The sequence below is a fragment of the Variimorphobacter saccharofermentans genome, from assembly GCF_014174405.1.
Lineage (GTDB): Bacteria > Bacillota > Clostridia > Lachnospirales > Lachnospiraceae > Mobilitalea > Mobilitalea saccharofermentans.
Genome location: NZ_JACEGA010000001.1, coordinates 612013 through 633522, shown reverse-complemented (window position 1 = coordinate 633522; position 21510 = coordinate 612013). Strand labels below are relative to the sequence as shown.

Annotated in this window: 12 protein-coding genes; 3 read left to right on the top strand and 9 right to left on the bottom strand. The window is 41.5% G+C overall.

What is annotated here, in order from left to right; genetic code table 11:
- Window positions 1-196: 196 nt before the first annotated feature.
- From H0486_RS02840 to H0486_RS02830, 3 genes are all read right to left on the bottom strand, one after another.
- Window positions 197-5182 (bottom strand): MBG domain-containing protein, encoded by a 4986-nt coding sequence (locus H0486_RS02840; RefSeq protein WP_228351564.1) that lies wholly within the window; start codon window positions 5180-5182, stop codon window positions 197-199.
- A gap of 102 nt (window positions 5183-5284) precedes the next feature.
- Window positions 5285-7699 carry a LuxR C-terminal-related transcriptional regulator gene (locus H0486_RS02835; protein WP_228351563.1) on the bottom strand — a complete coding sequence of 805 codons (2415 nt, stop codon included), beginning with the start codon at window positions 7697-7699 and terminating at the stop codon, window positions 5285-5287.
- 195 nt (window positions 7700-7894) lie between these two features.
- Complete coding sequence (locus H0486_RS02830; protein WP_228351562.1) at window positions 7895-9637, bottom strand: hypothetical protein; 1743 nt, start codon at window positions 9635-9637, stop codon at window positions 7895-7897.
- A gap of 348 nt (window positions 9638-9985) precedes the next feature.
- Between H0486_RS02830 and H0486_RS02825 the strand changes: the two genes are divergently transcribed.
- Window positions 9986-11443 (top strand): IS66 family transposase, encoded by a 1458-nt coding sequence (locus tag H0486_RS02825; protein ID WP_228351561.1) that lies wholly within the window; start codon window positions 9986-9988, stop codon window positions 11441-11443.
- Between the two features lie 449 nt (window positions 11444-11892).
- Here H0486_RS02825 and H0486_RS02820 read toward each other — a convergent pair whose 3' ends face one another.
- The 3 genes from H0486_RS02820 to H0486_RS02810 form a co-directional block, all read right to left on the bottom strand.
- A complete protein-coding gene (locus H0486_RS02820; protein WP_228351560.1) occupies window positions 11893-12453 on the bottom strand; it encodes a PBECR4 domain-containing protein in 561 nt (186 codons plus the stop codon).
- Between the two features lie 324 nt (window positions 12454-12777).
- Window positions 12778-14106, bottom strand: a complete 1329-nt coding sequence (locus H0486_RS02815) for a sensor histidine kinase (protein ID WP_228351559.1) — start codon at window positions 14104-14106, stop codon at window positions 12778-12780.
- Complete coding sequence (locus H0486_RS02810; RefSeq protein ID WP_228351558.1) at window positions 14072-14779, bottom strand: LytR/AlgR family response regulator transcription factor; 708 nt, start codon at window positions 14777-14779, stop codon at window positions 14072-14074. Before H0486_RS02810 ends, H0486_RS02815 begins: the two co-directional genes overlap by 35 nt.
- A gap of 484 nt (window positions 14780-15263) precedes the next feature.
- On the opposite strand from H0486_RS02810, the gene H0486_RS02805 reads away from it, so the two are divergent.
- Together H0486_RS02805 and H0486_RS02800 are read left to right on the top strand one after the other, a co-directional pair.
- Window positions 15264-15611, top strand: coding sequence for a plasmid mobilization protein (locus tag H0486_RS02805; protein ID WP_228354345.1), 348 nt, complete (start codon window positions 15264-15266; stop codon window positions 15609-15611).
- A complete protein-coding gene (locus tag H0486_RS02800) occupies window positions 15560-16915 on the top strand; it encodes a relaxase/mobilization nuclease domain-containing protein (protein WP_228351557.1) in 1356 nt (451 codons plus the stop codon). Before H0486_RS02805 ends, H0486_RS02800 begins: the two co-directional genes overlap by 52 nt.
- 58 nt (window positions 16916-16973) lie before the next feature.
- Here the strand turns inward: H0486_RS02800 and H0486_RS02795 are convergent, their stop codons facing one another.
- The 3 genes from H0486_RS02795 to H0486_RS02785 are packed head-to-tail and all read right to left on the bottom strand — an operon-like array spanning window position 16974 to window position 21492.
- A complete protein-coding gene (locus H0486_RS02795) occupies window positions 16974-18461 on the bottom strand; it encodes a leucine-rich repeat domain-containing protein (RefSeq protein WP_228351556.1) in 1488 nt (495 codons plus the stop codon).
- Between the two features lie 17 nt (window positions 18462-18478).
- The gene (locus tag H0486_RS02790; protein ID WP_228351555.1) at window positions 18479-20410 is read right to left on the bottom strand and encodes a leucine-rich repeat domain-containing protein; all 1932 of its coding nucleotides are present in this window, start codon (window positions 20408-20410) and stop codon (window positions 18479-18481) included.
- 35 nt (window positions 20411-20445) lie between these two features.
- A complete protein-coding gene (locus H0486_RS02785) occupies window positions 20446-21492 on the bottom strand; it encodes an Ig-like domain-containing protein (protein ID WP_228351554.1) in 1047 nt (348 codons plus the stop codon).
- Window positions 21493-21510 lie beyond the last annotated feature (18 nt).

Genomic DNA, 21510 nt, shown 5'->3' with positions numbered 1-21510 from the left:
CGTATCACACATTGATTGTGGATTGATTGAAAATAAAAAAACTGTTGCAAACTCAGGTACTTGCTAACACGGATGTTTGCACCTTTTTTTGCAACAGCTTCTTTTTTTCTAGTTAAGTATTTTTAGCTCCAATACAGTTTTGTAATGGGATTAATACGCTATAAAGGTTTCGGTTCTGTCATAAAGCAAATTCAAATCAAGAAACTTTCACTTTTATCTTTACTTTGACTTTTCCAGCCTTAGCAATAATATAATCCGTTCCTTTGGTTCTTGCTTTCGCCTTACCTGTTGTCTTATTGATTACTACAACGGATTTCTTGGAAGTATAAAACATAATATCCTCTGTCTTAACTCCATATCCGACTGCCTTATAAGTAAAGGTATCTCCCGTTTTTAAGGTATTGGTGCTCCCTATCAGTTTAATATATGCTTTACTCACTGTAATTATTGTCCGGAACTTTCTCTGTACTCCATTGATTGTAACCAGTGTTGTTACGGTTGTTTTTCCTGCTTTCTTGGCAATGATTTTTCCCGAAGCATTTACTGTTGCAACCTTAGGATTGCTGGACTGGTAGGTGATCTTTCGTATAGAACTATCTTTTTCCACCGCCTCTTCCAATAGTTGTGGCAATTTAAACTTTAACGTCATACTCTTCTTCTCGGTTCCACCCACATACAGTGTCCCTTTCACAGCACTAATTTCTATCTGATCCAGTGTCTTCTCTAACATAGGCTTTTCGCTGATTATGACAACATAATCCGAAGCATGAGGAAACGGAAGTTCTACATTTCCCTTCTCTCCGATTTTTTCCACTGCTTGCAGTGTCAATTGCTTTGTTACCGGATTATAGTAGAAAAGGTTACCATACTTTCCTGCATTTATTTTATTCAGATTGATTGTAAGTACTGATGTAAAGCCAAACGGACCATCATAAGCAAGACTGAGAGTGTTGGAATCCTGTTCCCCCGCCATCTGGCTAATGATTCCTGCCGGAATAGCATCTGTATCCAGTGTTATATCTAGATTAACATCGTTCAGACTGTTGGCTGTGATACTCTGACCGTTAATACTCCATGTAATGCCTTCGCCCATATCAAAGACAAGGGTGGTGTCTGTTCCTCTGATGGCATCAAGGACTTCTCCTGGTACTACCAAAGAACCATTCATCTCTATCGTTACCGTATCACCTTCCCTGGTCTGACCGATCTGCTCCTTAATAGCCTTCCAACCTGCCTGGTTACTAGCGCCTTTAATCACTGGCGTTCCTGCATCTGGCTGCGGTGTAGCTGTGGACGAACCACCACCATTGGAAGAACCACCACCCGATAAACCTCCTGGTGATACAGGCTCATTGATAATGGTGAGCTTACCACTGGTATAGTTAATTGTATAGTTGTCGGCATTAGCAAAGGTTCCGCCACTGATGGTGATGTCATATTCACCCAAGGTCTTCGTGTCCGTTGCTGTGGTGGACAGTATTGGGTCTATAAAGGTATCGCTGCCCACCAATCCGGTTACGGTATAGGTAAGTGCAGGCATTACCGCACCCTTGATAATGTTTAATTTGTTATCTGCCTTGACCGTCAACACTTTTTTGCCCACGATCAACGACACTGATGCTGATGCTTCATTGTAGGTATCTGTTGCCGCCTTAGTAGCGGTGATGGTTACGCTACCAGCCTTGTGAATCGTTGCTGTGGTACCGGAAATGCTGACGATGGTCGAGTCAGAACTTTCAAAGGTCACCGCTCCGCCACCGCTTCCGCCTGTTGCTGAAAGGGTAAATGTTCCATCGCCATAGGTCTTTGTACCAATACTTCCTATGTTAAGTGCTGCTTGATTCTCCTTATTGGTGTCAAAGGTAATCTCTGTACTTGTAGCGGTGTTATAGTTAGCGCTGCCGTTGTAAACTGCCTTGACCTTGTAAATCTGATTAGCAAGCCCAGTCCATGTGTAAGTTGCCTTGCCGCCTGTGATTGTGACAGCGGTTGCGCCTTCAATATCCACATCACTGCCGCTTGTGCTGCCCGTAAATTTCACGGTGCCGGTAGGAGTTTCACCATCGCCTGTACCGGTCACGGTTGCGGTCAATGTCGCCTTACGGCTTCCTGCATCATCGGAGATGTCTGCACTTACTGTCACAGCAGGCGTTGCCTTGCTAACTGTAATGGCAACCATCTTGGTTGTGTTTGTGATGGCTTCATAGTTTGCCACTGTACCTGCATTCGGTGTAAAGGTAACCTCATAGCCGCCGTTTGTCACAGTCGGAACTGTACTACCATCCGTCCACGCAAAGGTACCATACTCGGTACTGCTCACGCTTAGGGCGCTTGCAGACAGCTTCTGCCCGTAGATAATACTGCTTGCATTCGGCCAAGTAATACTCGGAGCTGCTGCTTTTTCAATCGTGATTAACTGCATATCAGTGGCCTCATTATAATTTGTATCCTCCGCCTTGATGGCTGTTACGGTCACTTCTCCTGCACCGATAATAGCAGCGTAAAATCTACCGTCTTCTTTTTGAGAAATGGAAAGCACGCCGTTGTCCTCCGGCACAGAAAAAGTCACTGCACCTGTGCCGCTGCCGCCTGTGGTTTCCAGTGTGAAATCAGCATCATTATATTTTTTTCCACTAACTTCTGTAATACTTATGCTTTGGTCTGCTTTGGCAATGGTCCGTTCCACCGTCGCGCTGGACGCACTCTCATAATTTTTGCCGGTGCCGTCGGTGCTTGGATGATAAATGGCTGTAAAGCTGTGTTTGCCTGCGTCAAATGCCTGTATAATCCCGGTCTGACAGAAATAATCGTGACCGTCATCATAATCATAATCAACTGTTGTGACGATAACCCCGTCAATCATAAAGGTTACCCTACCATCAGGGTGTTCTCCGTTTTCACCATTAATCATAGCTTGTAAGTAAACACCTTCACCATAGATAAAAGGTGTATCCCCAAGGTTTATGACATCCAGTCCAATCCTTGGTGCTGCCTTTTCCACAATAAAATCTGCGCTTTGACTGTTCACAATATAGTCGCCACAGGTGATAACGCAGTAAAAGCTGTAGGTGCCTGCGTCAAGACCAGAGGGCATTGTCTGCGTATCAGCTGTTCCCAAAGCCGTGTCGCTGGTTTCGCTGCCACTCTTAACGCGATACCACTGGTAGGCAATCGAACTGTCCTCCGATGCGGTAGAAGTTTTTTCCGCCGTTACGCTCATAGTTCTTGTAAAGGATGAGCGAAAGAAGTAGCCATACGTTACACTTTCGGTGTTCTGAGGCTGAGCCGTAATTATTATGGGAGCTTCTAAGACAGCTACCTGGGAAATCCCTTTGATCCTTAACTGATCTTTTGAGTAAACAGTGCCTGTATCCGACTTCATCATGGCACCCATGGGAAGTAAGTCCGCAATGTTTCTTGGATCATTATCATCAATGATAATTTCACTATAATGACCACCTTCTAAGAGTGTTTCTCCCCCATTAAGTTCCACCGTGCCTCCAAAGCTTCCCTCGCTCACTGTCAGATGTCCGGCCTTTTGTTCGATAGAATCGTAATACTGAAAATTTGCTCCGTTAATTTCCACTGTTCCGCCCTGGATGTCCAATGATGCTGCTGTATAACTTACTGAGCTGAAGGTAACGCTTTCAATCGTCAAGCTACCGGAGCTTAATCTGATTCCGTTATTCCTTTCTGCTATCTGTACTGTGCCGTTTTTTAGTATTACTTCAGCACCATTTAGATCAAATATATGCGAATATTGTGTACCGCTGAGCAATTTATAACCGTTTAAATCAATGATGATGGTTCCACTAGTCAAGCTTAAATTACTGGCATACACATCGGTATTCAAAGTAATCGCCGCAGTATTGCCGTTGGCTGCGGCAAATGCATTTGCTATCTCTGCCGCTTCATATTTTGTGGTAGTGCCGTCAATAGTTACCCAGACCGGACCGCCGTAATCCGGATTCTCAGTATGGCAATACCGACAATAACGTTGCGTTCCATAATCATGCTCTGTGCATTGTTCTACAGTGATATAAGAAAAAAAGTTATTCTGACCGCCCGGATATGGAACAGGAGTGTTGTTGTCTGAGTTCATCAAGCAATAGCCCACTGGCAATTTGTTGCCGGTGTTGGAAGCAAGCCCGTTTATGCTATCAAAGTAGCCACCAAGTACCTTTAGACTAGAATTGGATTCATATGCAAGAGCATAGTACGCAGTGGTATAGCCATTTCTCTGAAAAATGCCTCCGCTTATCTCACCACTGCTTCCATTTTTGGCGTAGATGGTAATATATCGTCTAATAGTAAGTGTTTCCAAAGTATAAGTATAGTTTATGTCGCCGGTGTATTTGTAGGTTCCGCCCGAGATATTCAGCTCTCCCTCTGTGAAGATTGCACCGATATAGCTTCCGCTATTATTGCCGCTGCTGTCTTGCATGGATAGTACTGCCCCTGTAGCTATGTTTAACTGGTTGCAGGTTAAGGTTTTACCGTTAAGGTCAATAGTAAAGTCCCCGCTGTTTATAATTACATTGTCTGTAGTTTCAGCATCCTTCAGCAATGTCACCGTACTACCGTTCATGCTCATTGCGGCGATGATGGCTGCTTCCACAGTGGTGTAGTAATGGGGTGTACCATCCGCTTCAGTCACGCTGGCTTCATCTGTACCAACTATTTGAACTCTGATGTAGGGTAGGCTTACACTATCGGCAAGTCGAATGGAAATACCCTCACTATCTGTTGTAGGAAGTACAGGAATATAGGTGTAATAGGTATTGCCAACACTGGAATCAAAGGAAGCCGAGCTACTCTGATCTGCGTCGATTTCCCAGGTGACACCCGTTAGATTATATGTCAGATTTACACTTATGGCAGATCCAGTGACCGCTTGAGCTTCATCTACATTATAAACTTCACTTGCCACGCTTAGAGAGTCCGGCAGGTTTATCGCTGATTCTGGTGACCCTACAACAAGCTGTTGATTCGCAATTTCTCCAGGCAGCCCTGCTAATGCTGTAATAACATTCGTTGTATCCTCGTCCGCTGCACTGACATATTGCATTCCACCAAAGTCTATCGCAGAAACAACCATCAGGATTGCCAGTACAATTGCCAGTACCCGTTTTCTTTCTCTTTTGACAACTACAATCGAGTTTTTCTTTGTTCTACGTTCCATTTCCACCCATTCCTCCATTTACTCTGTGTTTTCATTCTTTTATTTTTTATACATCCTATCTGTTAATCTATAAAAAATCGGCTCATGACTTATCCTGTCTTATCAGATTAGCTTTCTCTTTCTTGCCTCTGTAACAGCGGCTGTTTTACTATTTACTCCCAGCTTTTTGAAGTTCTGTTTATTATGATATTTCACGTTTTCAACTTTTAGTCCCAGCTCTCCTGCAATCTCTGTGGTAGAAAGTCCTTCTGCCTGTAGCTTTAGGATCTTTAAGGCATTTTCACTAAAGCTAGCCTCTTCTGTGACCTGCTTTAGATATCCGGGATAGGCAAGTGCTATCTTCTCTGTCTCTGTCAGTACCGCCTTAAGATAACTTGGATTCTTGCATTTCCAGGTGGTTTCTTTTAGCATCCTATTCACAGCTGCTCCTTCTCTGGATATCAGCCGGACGAAATGATAGCTCTCTGCCTGGGTCAGTGCCTTCTGTAAGTTCTCCTCCCATTTACCATCCCCCATTCGGTACTGGGTAATGGCAAGAAGCAGTCTCGCTTCCATAGTGATGTAGGTACGATGCATGACATCCGCATAATATAAAATACGCTGTAGCAGATTGACCGCCTTCTCATACCTTCCCATTAATAGATATACGCGCACCTTGGTCAAATACCGAAAGCGCTCCATCGTAGCAAATTCAAGTTCTTCCTTCGGTGCCAGCCCCATCCACTCCAGTGCCTCTGCTGTCTTTCCCTGATAGAGACTAATCCGTATCTGTAATGCTTCCAGATTGGATATCAGCTTTGCAGAGCCTTCCTTTTCTGCCTTCTGGTGGAAATTTTGCAATATCTCCCTGGCATCCTCTGCATGGTCATTCAGAATATGAAGCCAGGCAAATATGCCTGCCGCCACAAAGCACTGCTCGATCTTTCCTCCAGCTTGTGCCTGCATCATGCCTTTGTTGGTCAGGTTGACAATTTCATAACTGTCTTCCCCCTTTTCCAGAGAGCTTTCCGCAACAGCCAGGTTTAGCAAACCCTTTCCGTATTTTCCAAGGGTAAGTTCTAATATTTTTCCAATACTATTTGCAAGCTCCCTATCCCGCCTGCTCCATTCACAGAAATCCTTTCCCCCATTCAACATGGAAGGTAGACTGCTAGTAACGGAGAATTCCGGCAGACTGATGTTACGATTCATCAAAAGGGTACATGCATTTTTCAAAATATCAATCAGCGCACTGCTACCCCGCTGTGGTAATCCAATGTCCAGATAGACAAGCTGACCTTTTGCTGCCTTTTTGGTACTTCCACTTAAGGTTCCCTCCATCCGTTTCAATTCTTCATACCAGCGTTCACTTTCTTCTATATTCAAGAGCATAGATTGAAGCATACTCATACCTGCCATCAGTTCTATGCTTTCCCTAATTTTTTCTTCCGGCAGAGAGAGGTAATATTGACGCAGTTCATAATAATGACCGCTTGCCGGATTCTTTCTTGCATTGGATATTAAGAGTCCTGCAATTCTCTCCGTGTCCTGACATGCCTCATACATCTTCAGAGCATTCGGGGTGTCACCTTCTAGTTCGTAGTAAAGACCTGCATTGTAATAAAGGCGTTCCCTTCTCTCCTTCTGGTAGGTTCTAAGAAGTCTCCGCCTCATAGAATGTCGCACAGCAAGCCTAATTTCATAGATTCGTTTACCACCTATAGCTTCTTTAAACATCATAAAATTGCCTAGCTGTTCGGCTATGCTAATCATTCTCTCTACATCGCTTCTACCCGTAATCATTTCTGCCAGATGCTGATCAAATTCCTCTACGATAGAAACCTGGATAAGAAATTCCTGAATTTCCATCTCCCACTGATCATAGACATGACTTTCAAGGTAGTCCCAGAAATCATTTCGCATTCGTTCGATGTGATTTGTATCAAATGGTCTGCCTGCGGAAAGCTCCAGAGCAAGAAGTCTTAATACAATTCCTATCCCCTTGGTAAGCCCTGCTACTTTACTAAAATCCTCTTCTGCGAGAGTCACGCCCCATAAATTCAGATAATTTGTCATCTCTGTTTCAGAAAGCACGAAATCTTCTTCCTCTATGACCGTAAATACTCTCCGATAATAAACCGAAAGTAGCCAGGAGGGCATCCTGCTTCTTCCTGACAGGATAAGCCAGACATCCTGTCGCCTTGCAAGCACTTCAATCTTTTTTATTAATGTTTCTCGCAGCTCGTCCGTCCTCAGCTGTTGTAGATCATCAATCACCACGATTAACTGTTTTTCACTAAGTGCAAAATCGAGTTCCGCTTCATTTAACTGCTCCGCTGAATAATAGTGATAGTGTCTTTTCCCCAAAAAGTCACGAATAAAGGCTGTTTTTCCACAGCCGGATATCCCATACAGATATACTGTCTGGAACAACGACTGGGCTGACCTCATCTTTTTATTTGCTATTCTTGGGCGTATGTAGAACTCCTCTTCCGTCTGCAATCCGGATTCTATATGCTTTTCATTTTTCTCTTTCATCTTTATCCTCATTCTAAAATGGTGACCACTGCTTCTTCTGTCATCTATGTGGTTTCTTTACAGGTAATGCAAGATTGTTCATACGTTTTTATGGCATACCTTTACAGTTTATGAAAAGTTTATCATATCCAAATCGAAAAAGCCACTCCGCAAAAGGGTAGTTTGGGGGTGTTTCTGCTAGAATTTCCGGTTTTTTCACTCAGCCTGTGGTGCTATATGCCAATCATCCCATAAGCTGCCCTTAATAATAAGTTCTTCAGTGAGATTCTGCGACAGCATCCCATCCGGTGTCCATGCATCTATTACCCACGTATTAACGATATAACAACCATCCGGCATCCAGATTGGTGTGAAATGCGTACGATTCTGATAAGTACTATATTGGTTTTTCTGAAATTCAAATTTTGCTCTGGCTCCGCCCTGAACTAATTCTAGCAATCTCCAATAGGTCTTGTATTCAAATTCCGGGAAGTAGGATACTGCATTCTGCGGATAAGTGATAGCTGTACTTTGATTACTGCTGACAGATGCCGTCACTGATTCATTGATTCCATATCCACTTTTCATGGTTCTTCCATTTGCGGTAGGGTTCTTGCTGTCGCATCGTATCTTCATATCGGCTGTAAATGTGGCGTAATACTGATTAAGATCAAATTCCCACCAGCCACGGTCAACCCAATTTGCTACCCATGTACTGCTAGAATGTGGTTTCCCTTTGCTATCCGTCCAGCTATAGCTTTCCCAATGCCCTTCATCTACCCAGTTTTCTTTCCACCTTGGTCTCCAGATACTCCAGTCAGCGCTTGTTTTTTCAGCTCTTGATGGGATAGCTGCATAGGAAAAGGAATCATTTTGGTCATCAGCTTCCGGATTAGGCGGAGGGTTTTTGTCCAAATCCACAATTTTCACATGTATGACTGCTTTTGATGCACTTCCGCTACCATTTACCGTAACCTGAATATCCATATTCTGTTTCTTTGAAGGAGTTCTCCATTTTACCCATGCAAGTTGGGAATCTCCTTTCGGATAAAATACATTACTAACCTGATAAGTCGCTTCTGCTATCTGAAAGGTGACAATAGTTGGGTGATCAGGATCGGATTGTCCTCCACTTACGGTTACTGCTGTAATAACTTCTGTATTTACTCTGTAGGTATAATCATGTGTACTAACAACAGGTGGTTCAGGAGGTTCCTCTTGAAAGCGAACAATACCAAGTCCAAGTGAAGATATAATATCTGCATCGGTGGCTGGCGTAGTCCTGCTTCCACTCCATGCCGGATATCCCATGTCAGCCTCCTCTAAAAACATGGAAAGTGGAAGGTTTTTATGTGTAAGTGACACCATTCTTCTTCGAAGTAGTCCATCTCCCTTTTTATCATACATAGCTGCCTCCGTTGCTGTTGTGGCAATCATAACTCCTTCAAATTTATAGTAAGCTAACGGTTCTAAAAATAGTTTATATTCTCCATTTGTCAATATGTCATAGTCCATACCTGTCTGCTTAGCAATTAGTTTAATCAAATACTCCGAACAGAAATATTTTTTGATTGCAGTAATATTACTTTTTCCATTCGTCGTAATGATTTTCGGTATGCTCTTGGATGGCTTTACACAGGTATATCCTCCTTTTACTGCTGACAGTGATCTTCCACTGTTATATTGAATTTTGCATACCTTGCCAAAATTATAAATTGAGGATTTCGGTGGCTTATTGGTAAGATCAATCGGTGTAGCAACAACTGCATGGTCGCTAGAACGAATAACCGTCACCCTTACCCCTTCATTGCTAGAAGACCATGTATTTTTACTCGTTCCTTTTCCCATACCTCCACCACCGGAATCAACATTTCCATCGCCTGCAGCAAGTGCTGTCATGGGCACCATCAGACACAAAATCATTATAACTGTTATCATCCTTTTGAAATACTTATACATTTTTGCTCCTTTCCATAAAGAAGGGGCTGTCGCACTAAGTAATTAGTGCGTAGCTCCTTTTTCAAATAAAATAAATCCCAAACTTCGAAAAGTAAGGGATTTATGGTAAAATATTAGTATGCTAATACAAAATAATTTACATAAAAATTATACTTCATTTCAGAGTGGATATCAATTAAAACTTCCACTAAATCTCGGTTAGTGTAAAGTATTTTACACTGATTTTTTATAAGAACCCTTTATTTTTCAAGGGTTACAGAGCTTTTTAAAATAAAAAAACAATGACCCCCTATTTTCAGTTATAATTGAAGTTACCACACAACAAAATACTGAAGAAAGGTCATTGTTATGGACTCAATTATACTCTATTTAATTAACATTATTCAAGAGCAGTACAAACAAATCTGCTATTTACTTCTCTTTATCTGCAAATATATTCCTCTCAAGCAGTGGGCTTTCGATGATTCCCATTCCCCTGAGTACCAAAAATTCAAGGTTGATAAACTTCCTACTGTGTACACTCCTGCAACCTTCGATTATCAGCTTTACATAGCTTATATCAAACACCGCTATGGTTACCTGATTAAACCAATCAAACGCCGTTCCGAATCTGATATCCCAAAGGATTTGGTCTGTCCCCGCTGCGGTGCTCCTCACGATTACTTATACAAAAACAATGGCGCCAAAGGTCAATTCATGTGCAAGGTCTGTGAGGAACTCTTTAACTCCGATAACATTTATAAGCATACCATCGAGCTTCGCTGCCCTTACTGTGGTAACATCTTGGTTCCCAAGAAGGAGCGTAAGTTCTTCCGTATCCACAAGTGTACCAATCGTAAATGTAGCTATTACCTAGCCAATAAACGTAAGCTTCCACCAGATCTGAAACCGGAAGAAAAACACAAATATAAGCTCCACTATATCTATCGTGAGTTCACGATGGATTTCTTTCGCATGGACTTACACTCCCTTCCGTCAAATGCCACGGGCTTCAGTTTCAAGAAGTTTTCTCCTCATATACTGGGATTGGTTCTAACCTATCATGTAAACCTAAAGCTCTCCACCAGACAGACTTCTCATGCATTGAAAGAGGTTCACGGTATCGACATTTCCCACACTACTGTTGCCAGTTATGCTATGACCGCGGCTTGTGTCATTAAGCCTTTCGTAGACACCTACGATTATAAACCATCCAACATCCTCTCTGCCGATGAAACCTACATCAAAAAGCTCGGTAAAAAGCATTATGTCTGGATTATCATGGATGCATGTAAAAAGAGCATCCTTGGCTATCAGGTCTCCGATAACCGGAGTGTCGGTCCCTGTATTCTTGCCATGCGCATGGCCTTCGAGAAGTTCAAAGTGTTTCCCTCAAAGCTTCTGAAATTCATTGCTGACGGTTATAGTGCCTATCCTCTGGCAGCCCAGTATATAAAAGCTCAGAAAGGATGGGACTTTGACGTAACACAGGTAATCGGACTTACAAATGATGATGCTGTTTCAACCGAATTCCGTTGGGTCAAACAGGTTGTGGAACGTTTAAATCGTACCTTCAAGATGTCCTACCGCATCACCAATGGTTATAACAGTGATGAGGGTGCCTTGTACGGAGTTTCCCTGTGGGTTGCTTATTACAACTTCCTAAGACCGCATCCCCATAATTACTGGAAACCTTTAAATGAGATAGATGAATTCGAGAAAGTAGGGAACATGCCCGCCAAGTGGATTATCCTCATCCGTTTGGGGCAGCAAAAAATCTTGGAAATGCAGAAATCCTCCGCTGTGTCAGGTAATACCTGTTCCTAGATTAAGGAGCCAGAGGTGGTACCCAGCCACCGGAAGTTTACTTCCGGCTTGACCTTGAATGCAATAAAAAGTAATGCTACAATGCTGTGAATACGACGGTAAGAACTTCCTGTTCCTGAGTTACTTCGCCGTCGGTGAAACCTTCAGAGCATTACTTTTTGTTGCAATCAAGGTTGGCGTAGTCTGCCACTGCATAAATTTCTAGTTAAAATATTTGCTTTTTCAATGTTCAAAGGATCATATTTCTTTACATCAGTTTTTCATACCAAACTTTACACTACCGTTGATAAGCTGGAGTTAACATACCAGATATTTTCTATAAAAACGAAAACATACAGCGTAATGTCGTTTTTATACAGCAAAATGTAATGTTGATTGGTTTTAGGAAGATTTCCCATTGATAAAAAGACATAAAAAAAGTACACCAGTATAAAAACTGATATACCATTTTACTTTTCGATTATTTCAAATGATGTAATTTTTTTGTATTCCTGTCCTCTGATATATTGCTCTTTGTTCCTGTCTTTACAACTTTTCACAATAAATGAAATTGGACTGTATTGATTAGAGGATTCATTTTCCTTCTTTAGAAACAAATGTAATATGTACTCTTTCTGATCCTGATAAATAATAAAATCCGCTACTATTGTCGTATAAGGAACTGTCCTGTATTGATAGAACTTAATAAATTGTCCAACTTTCAACATTTCAGATATCTCCTGAAAATGATCCAGTTTAATTGCAAGCTTATTATATTCCCGCTTATTATGCTTCTTGAGGTCTTTTCTGCTTATCTCCTGATTTTTAATCTTGTTGTACCCATTTACACCCAGATACTTCTTTTCCTTACCATATATATGTTGTATTCCTAGCAAATGGCAAAAATTCTCTAAATAAAATACAATATTTATATCAATTTTATGGTTAAGCTGATATCTGAAAATTTTATTACATAAGTCTCTTTCGTATCCTTCCAGCAGCTCAGACAGATCATTCGTATCCTCACACATTACATCTCTCCACTTTCTGTAAAAAAAATGAGTTGCGGAAACCGCAACCCATTTTTGAATAGCAGATTGGTTCTCCTACCCCAATCAGGTCAAATTCTGTGTATATTTTAATTCCTCACAGAAAAGGATGGCGTGGCTATTCATTACACACCAATAAATGAAAGGCTGTAAGCCTATACATACTATAACCAATTTCACATTTCTTATTACAATTAAATCATATCAGATAAGTTCACTTATTTCAAGCACTTTTTCAATTCAAATTGCTTAATTCATATCTATCTGTATATTTTATTATATTCTTTTTTTTCAAAATTACAACCATCAATTTTCACTTTCCTCAACCACCTTCACCAAAATATCCAGTACAAACCTGCCGCCTTCTGTCATCACGCTGACCTTCCCCTGATTTTTCTCCACGCACTCCTGCAGGTTCTCCAGTCCCAATCCATGATTACGCCTGTCAGCCTTTTTTGTCCTCAAATTTACATTTTCCATTGATGAATTGCTAATAACCAGATGAAGATACTCTTGATAGGTTCCTATGGAAACTGTAATCCATTTGTTATCCGACAACACCCGCTCACAGGCTTCCACAGCATTATCCATGGCATTGACCAAAATCGTACAGATATCATAATCACTGATTAAAAGCGAGGCATAAATAATTCCCTCTACCTTCATGGAAATATTCTTTTTCTTACATTCCTGAAACTTCTCATTTAAAATGGCATCTATAATATCATTCCCTGTCTGGATTATCTTTTGTACCTCCGAAAATTGTCCTATCATTTCCTTCAGATATTGCTTTGCCTGATCCTGCTTATCCTCCTGCAAAAAACCTGATAATACAAAGAAATGATTTTTCAGGTCATGTCGAAATTTTCTTGTTTCCCGGTCAATCTCCCTTAGCTGCTCGTAATACTTTTTCTGCAACTGTAGCTGCTTCTGGTTCATCTCATGTAGGACACGATACTCCTTCACATTCATAATCGCTGTATAGAAAATCAGCGTAATGACACTTAACAACATGGACAGAATGATTACCATAATCAGCATAAGATTTCCATAGCTCCCAGCACTGCTCTCACTCAACATCCCAAAGAAGGTGCCCATGATACCAAGATTGATAAACAAGACAAATATCTCCAATGCAACAAATGCTTTTCTGTGCTTCATATTCTTTTTATAAAAGGTAACATCATAATACTTGCACGCTGCAGCAACAAGGAATATCACCAAAAGGCTGACAGCACTTGCACGCATATTATCGAGGGTAATATATGTTGCACCTTCCGGAAGTAACTGGAGAAATGCCGCCACAAAAAAATCCAGTTCGCAGATACATACAAAGGTAATGATTGACATCAGAAAGCTTTTTACATATCGTATTCCAACTACCACTCTCATAACAATCAGTATCAGAGGAAGGTACATAACAGAAAGATATTTTGCTGGAAGAAATCTTCCCGCTACAGCCATTCCAATCGGAATAATCAAAAACATGAAAAAGAGAAAAACAGGCTTTCTTTTTGGCATAAATCCAATGACATACCGCAGGACCAAATATTCTTTTATCACATCTATCATACAACAAATTGTATGATACAAAAACAAATCAAAACCCATTCGCTCTGCTCCTAAGATAATCATAAAATTTTTCCTTGAAGTCCTTCATTTTCAGTCTGCTGATTTTAATTTTTTCATCGTTTTTCAAAATGACCACTCCCTTGTCAATAGTTCTGATAAAATCCATATTTACGATGTAGCTTTTGTGTGGACAATAGAACTGTGTCATATCCAATTCTTTTTTCATTTCTTCAATAGATAATGGCAGTCGGGCGAACCGTTCCCTTGTCCTAACCCCAGTAGATCGCTGCTGTGATTCCAGATAGAATATCTCCGATGAGCGGATGATATGCTCACCCTCTTCATCTGTCACAGTAAATCGTTTATCCTGCTCTATATCTCTAATTGCCGCAAACAATGCTTCTTCAAAATGTGCTGGCTCTATTGGTTTTGTGAGAAAGCGGAATGCCCGCACCTTATATCCATTCGGCATTTCTTCTATGTGGGAAGTCAAAAAGATAATTCTCATTTCTTTTTTATATGGATATTCCCTTGCAATCTCCAATCCGTTTTCCCGTTCCAGCTCAATGTCCAGAAATAAGATATCAAAAATAATTCCTGCACTCAGTAATGACTGCCCTGAAGTGTAAGTATATATCCTAACATCAATATCTCTTTTTAAAAGCTCCTCCGACACCAGCTTATAGACTTCCTCACATATCTGCTGAATATCATCGCAAATAGCAATCTCGTACATTCCAGTTCCCCTTTATCACAAATTAACCTTGTAAAATCAAACGGCAAAATCAAATTCCGTCAAATATTTCTAAAATTATTTGACTGCCCTCCCCTTATCGTTTATACTAATATAGATAACTGTTGTGCCCCCAAGGGTACAGCAGTTTTTCTGTTTCTATAAAGAATTTTCCATGTAACTCACAGTTATCCAAGTCTTTTACTGCCAGATATGGCAGTCAGAGTTTTAAAGAAGCTGCCTATGCAGCCAAAACTCGAAATCTCCCTCAGGGAAGATTTCACTAGAATAGCAAGCACTGGATATGTTCCCACATATCCCCGAAAAAGAAACGCTCCTCCTGCTGGAGCACCTTCCTGTTTTCTGCTTGCAAGGGGAATATCCCCCTGCCCCCCTGAAAAAAGAAAAAATACCGATGCCGTATCCCGGCTTATTTGAAAAAACGCAAGTTCCAGTGCCCAGTCCGCACTGGCAGAAAGGACCAAATATGAGCAATGAAAACCGAAGCCGCCGAAATGAATTGAAGTTATTTCTAAGTGATGACGAGCAATACATTTTAGAAAAGAAATGGAAAATTTCTGGCATGAAAAGCAAATCCGCTTTTGTCAGGCATCTGATTTTATATGGCTATGTCTATGATGTGGACTATACCTATCTGCATGAATACAACACCAGTCTTGCCCGCATCGCCAACAGCTTAAATCAGATAGCCAAGCAAATGAACACTACCGGAAACGTCTATGAGGAAGATGTTACCGAGATAAAGGAGATGATGAATACCCTATGGCATACACAAAAATCCATGCTATCAAAGCAACCGTGCATAAAGCAATAACCTATATCTGCAATCCGGATAAAACTGATGAAAATATCCTGATTTCTTCCTTTGGGTGCAGTCCCGAAACGGCACAATATGACTTCAAATTCGCCCTGTCAAAGACCAGACAGTCTGACGAAAATAAAGCCTTTCATCTCATTCAATCCTTCCTTCCTGGAGAGGTAACTTATGAGGAAGCTCATCGCATTGGAACAGAGCTTGCTGACAAACTTTTGGAAGGGAAATACTCTTATGTAGTCAGCACCCATATTGATAAAGGTCACGTTCACAATCATCTTATTTTCTGTGCTGCAGACAACATTGAGCATAAGAAATATAATGACTGTAAGCGGAGCTATTACCATATCCGTCACCTGAGTGATGATCTATGTAAGGAACACGATTTATCCGTCATTACTCCCGACAAAAACAAAAGCAAATCCTACAAAGAGTGGCAGGATGAAAAATTCTCTGCCACTGACATTCCAGCCATCAAAAAAGACATCAATGCCATGATAAAAGCAGCTTCCACCTATGAAGAATTTATTGCGCTGATGCGGGCAAAAGGTTACGAAATCACAGGCGAAACATTTGAAGAAAATGCTCGAAAATATATTTCTTTTCGACCTATGGGCAGAGAGCGTGCTGTGCGTGGCAGTGCACGCTCTTTGGGAACGGAATATACCAAAGAAGACATCAAGAAACGTATCCTTTCCAAGAGCAAAAAAAGGTTGCCTTTCCCACAAAAAAATACTTCAAACAAGAAACTAATCGATACTTCTCAGGAGAAGTTTCAGAATAGCCCTGGTCTGAAGCATTGGGCTGATATTCAAAATCTTAAAGCTGCTGCAAATGCCTATGCAAATGTTGAAAATCTGACTGCTTTGGAAGAAAAAATTGCTTCCTCTACTGCCATTACAAACACCGCAAAGGCATCCCTTGTAGAGCTTGAAAAACGAATGAAAACACTTGCGGAAATTATCAAATATGCAGAACAGTATCAAGAGAATCTTCCATATAACCTGCGTTATAAGAAATCTCCAAATCCTGATGCTTATTTCAGAAAACACGAAGCACAACTTATTCTTTTTGATGGGGCAAAACATATGCTACAAAGTTTTGGATTATCCTTACATTCAGTTGACTTACAAAAATTAAAGGCTTCCTATCAAGAGTTGGAATGTAAACATTCCGATGTCAAAAAAATATATGTAAGTACATTCTCTGACCTAACCAAACTGAAAAACAGCTACAAAAACATTACACGCTATCTCTCAAACAATATTGCCGAAAATCCAACTATCGAAAATCTTATTCTATAAAATATCCTTTTTCGGAAATGTAATCCATTCCATTTGAGTTTGCCCAGATATTATCCCCCTATAGCTGTTCTGCCGCCGAATCGCTGCTGTAGTACTTTTTGCCATTCACCTCCGTATATGACTTAAGCTTGACAAAATTCCCCTCTTTTATCTTCTCTGTGGTATATTCCGTCCTTCCCCTGAGTTCTGCAAGCCTGGTATACTTGCCAGATTTTTTCTTTGCATAATAAATAACATATCCATCCGCTTCCTCTACCTCATTCCATTTCAGCGTTAGCTTTTTTGCTTCTACCGATACCCCGCAGAGCTCCGGGTACAAGGGTATTATGGAATAAGCCTTTGAAACAGAACCCTGGTAGCTTCCCATACCCTGGACAACAGCTTCGGCTGTTCCGATTTTGTCATTGTTTCGGTAGGAAACGGTATAGTCTCTTTCATTTTTAAGCAATTTTCCTTTGTCCTTTACGATCACTCTCGCCCGCATGCTTTTACCTGTCTTACTGTAGGAGTTTTTTGCGAGTTCAACAGAGCAGTCCGATATGTTCTTTCGTGCTTTCTGTTCTCCCACGTTAATATGAAGGGTAAAAGGACAATTTGGTCCGGTCAAATCGGCACTTCCGTTGCCTGCAAGCTGGAACTGCGCATTATTTACCATCTTTACAACATTCTTATCTGAGGAGCGAAAACAAAAGGTATTATACTTAGGATCCTTAGAAGAAAGCTCATAATAAAAATGACTGTATCTGGTATAATCATTTTCTTTATATGATTGATAGGAAAGATATACGTCCCTCAGCTTCGGACAGTTATAGAAAGCCCCTCCCTTCGTCAGATCATTGGCTGTTCCCCATACGAATGTCATTCTCTCAGCATTATCGGCATATACCTCCTTTAACGCCGGAAGATCCTTGAATTTGTCTTCCCCAATCTTCAGAGCACAATTTTTGAATACAATCACCTCAAGCTTATCACAGCCTCTCATTGTGACATAATTCCAATCTGTGTCATTATAGATTACCTTTTTTAGTCCCGAACCCTGAAAGGCATATTTATTCTCTGAATTTTTTCCCCAAACATTGGCAGGAAGACTTATTTCTTCCAGTGATGTACAGCCCTCAAAGGCACAATTCCCCAGAATCATTCCCTGACTTTCCAGATAAGGCTTTTCTTCCCCGCACCATGCCTTATAGTCACCGAGGGTCACTTTTGACAGATTCGTGCAGCCGCGGAATGCGTTCGCTCCCACTTCCTTTGCGGTTCTAGGTATTGATACGGAACGAATCACCCTATTGCCTTCGAATGCGCCTTCCCATATATCTGTGACGGTTGCCCCTCCTGCCTTTTCCGGAATCAACAGCTCTGATACGGTGTCCTTGCAACCAACTACCCTCGCTGTCGTTTTCTCCGTTGTCCAGTACTGATATAATATTCCCTCCTGCTCAAAGGTATCCGATGCCGCCGCAGCTGCCGCCGGGAAAGCCGTTGATGCCGCAAGCACTGTTACCATTATTAATAAAGTTACTATTAATCTTCTACCATCCTTCATGAATGCCCCTTACCTTCCTAATAGGTTTTTATTTTCCATGCAACCTCTTCACTCTTCATCAGCTTCAAAAGCTCCTTATGAGTCCTGCTGTTCTTCCTGACCCGAACGATAAGTTCACTGTCCGCATCCTGGGATACGAAGAAATCAGATGCGATTTTCTGTATACCATCCGGAAGTGAAATCTCTTTCATTCCTGTATTCCAAAAGGCTTCGCTGCCAATCTCCGTTACACTCTCCGGCAGAATAAGCTCCGTCAGTGCACTGCTGTCATAAAAGGCTCTCTTGCCTATAATCTCAAGACCTTCATTCAGTATTACCCTTCCACTTTTTGTGATGCGGTCCGCACAGTTGATACTGTAAATCATGCGCGTATTTTCAGGAATGACCAGCTCCTCCTTGGGCAGCAGATAAGTGCTCCTTTCCATAATACCCGCACTTGTATCAATCTCGTTATATGCAAGCTTATACCCCGAGATAAATACAAGAATATCATTGACCATGACATGATCGATAAACTTTGTCTCCAAATTTTCATACGAGAGGTACGGATCCTCGAATACCTTATACCATGCCGTGTAGTCAAGAGCCCCGCATCCGATGTAATTCACGGTGGAAGGAAACTCAATCTCCGATAACTCGATGCAGTTTGCAAAGCAGTATTCCTCTATCCTCTCTGTTCCTTCCTGAATAACTACTTTTTCTAGCCTTCTGTTGTTATCGAAGGCACATCCCTCGATTACCTTTACCTTCCCCGGAATAGTGATACTGCTAAGTCCTGCATTGGAAAATGCACCGTATTCAATTTTTTCCAGACTCTTTGGCAATGATATGCCATCCAGCATCTCGCATCGATGAAAGGCATGCCTCCCGATGCTTTTAAGCGTCGCCGGTAAATCAACCGTTTTTAGCTGCTTGCACCCGTAAAATGCGCTGTTTTCTATTGTCTCCAGCTTAGATGAAAGCTTGATACTCTCCAATGCTTCACAGTCATAGCAAAACTCACTTTCAAGCTTAGTCACCTTATTTCCCATTGTTATACTCCGTAAAGTAGCACAATTGCGAAAGCAAGCCTCGCCAATTGATACAACATTCTCTGGTATAACTATATTCTTTAATGCTGTACAGCTTGCAAAGGCACTTTTCCCAAGTGTCTTAAGCTTGAAAGGCAGCTCTACCGCAGTCAGTCTCTCACAGCAGCAAAGGGCTGCGTCTCCGATATAGGCAAGATTTTTTGAAAGAGTAAGTTTTTCCAGCTTCTTGCAATCGTAAAAAGCCATTTCGTCAATATGCGTGACAGCGTTATGCATTTTGACTTTTGTGACGGAATCGCAGCCGGCGAAGGTATTCGGATAAATACGTTTTACACCCTTGGGCAGGTCTATCTCAGTAATTGAAACGCACTGGCTGAAGGCTCCTGCCCCAAGATATGTAAGCCCTGACGGCAGCCTTATGCCTTCCAGCTTACCACATTGCCAAAAGGCATCTTTACCGATTTTTGTAATACCGCCATCCAGCTCTGCCTTTTTCAGATTCACACAGCCCGAAAAGGCATTGGCACCGATATCACGAAGCCCTGGGGTTATTTTTAGTGAGGTTATTCTTTGATTGTACTGAAATGCTCCGTCCACGATTCCCTTTACTGTGTATTCCTTTTTATTGGAATCACGTTTAAGCCTACCCTTGATCACCAGCTTCGTGACACTATCTTCACAGCCGCCGACATATGCCTCGCCCGGAGCCGTTCCCTTCGGTTTCTTGGTTACAAAATATTTTATTCCTCCCTGCTTAAAGGTTTCAATCACCTTCTCATCATACCAGTCAAGCTCCTCAGCTGATACTCGCACTGCCAGCTCTGCAGCAGTAAGAAAAGCTGCAGCAGCCAGTATTGCGAATAAAAGTATGATAGTGATTGTGTTACGATTGTTTTTTACGTCCGTCCTTCCTATCATCGACATACTCCTTGCATTTTAAGCTTATACCATGTTTACTTCACCGTTATCTTGCAGGTGGCCTTGTTTCCACTGATTATATCCGTAACCGTGATGGTTGCTTTTCCCTTGGCAAGAGCCTTAATCTTTCCGTTTTTATCTACTGTGACCACCTTTTTATTCGAGGTTTTCCAGCTTAGCTTAACCATGGCATTACCAGGGGTAAAGCTCGCCTTTAGTGTAGCACTTTTGCCCTTATTTATCTGATAATTGGATTTGTTAAGCTTTACTGTAGTAGCCTCGACATCCTCCTTAACGGTCAGTACATAATTCAGGCCCTTTGTCGAGGTCGCGTCGATCTTTATATAGAACTGTCCGTCCGGTACCTTGATGCTTTTTGTCTCGCTGCTGTTTTTAGCAACACTGATCTCGGCAAGCTCGGTATTATCGATATCATAGATATATGCCCTTATATATACATAACCACTACTGGCACTTCCATCCACATTCCCGCTGTTCTTCAGTACGAGATTCACGCTTTCCTGGTCACTTTCCACATAAAACCAATCGTAATCCTTCGGATACGCCCCGGGATATATGCTGTTGCGGTAAGCCTGGTTATTCTTGATCGCTGCAGCCTCAGCCATCGTCTCTCCGCCCTCGTCAGCTATCTCCTCAAGCTCAAGAAAATAATCCGCCCCCTTTGCGTTACCCGAAACCACCTTAAGGTAATAGTTTTTTTCCTGATCCAGCTTGATATAATTCTTATTTTGTTCACCAGTCAAATAGATATCAAGCATATCCAGCTCTATGCCTTTTTCATCATAAATATATACATAGCCGCCATGCTTTTGGAAAACTGTGTTTATTAAGAACCATGAATCCACACCATTTTCTGTTATTCCTGTATCAAAGCTATACCAATGTTCTCCCCTGCCGCTGAAGGAACCGGATACCTGCTCATTCAACTTCAGGGCTTTTGAATCCTCCCGGCTTACTCCCTCTGCATAAGCAAACTTCTGCGGTATCACTGCCTGCATAACGGATAATGCCATAATGCCTGCCAAACTTAGGGTACACACCTTTTTCCATAGCTTTCTCATATATATTCTCCTTTCATT